Source organism: Treponema sp. R80B11-R83G3, from assembly GCF_054786115.1.
Genome location: NZ_BDHF01000571.1, coordinates 1 through 381, shown reverse-complemented (window position 1 = coordinate 381; position 381 = coordinate 1). Strand labels below are relative to the sequence as shown.

Below are 381 nucleotides of genomic sequence, written 5' to 3'. Positions count from 1 at the left end.
ATTAATTACGACAAGAATCTCGCGAATATAGGAATGCGGATTGCCCTTTATCCGTACAAGAGTATTTTAATTAATCATAATACACAACAATTAGTCAAGTGTTTATTGCAAAATCAGCTAATTATTTGACTATAAGTAAATTGCAGACATAACAATTAAGCAAGTATTATGTGTTTACTTTACTGTATTTTAGGGTAAACAATGACGGATCTGAGAAGGGTTTTGGCGTCAAATATAAAGCATTACCGCAAGGTTTTGGGCATATCACAAGCGAAATTGGCTGAAAAAGCGAATATTACCGATAATTACATAGCATTGGTAGAGACCGGCAAGCGTTTCCCCTCCGTAAATATGCTTGAACAGATCGCAAAGGCCCTGGAA

At 36.0% G+C, this 381-nt stretch carries 1 protein-coding gene; it reads left to right on the top strand.

What is annotated here, in order from left to right:
• Positions 1-201 precede the first annotated feature (201 nt).
• A partial coding sequence (locus tag ACYVRH_RS15025) for a helix-turn-helix domain-containing protein (protein ID WP_461257656.1) occupies positions 202-381 on the top strand: 180 nt, incomplete at its 3' end.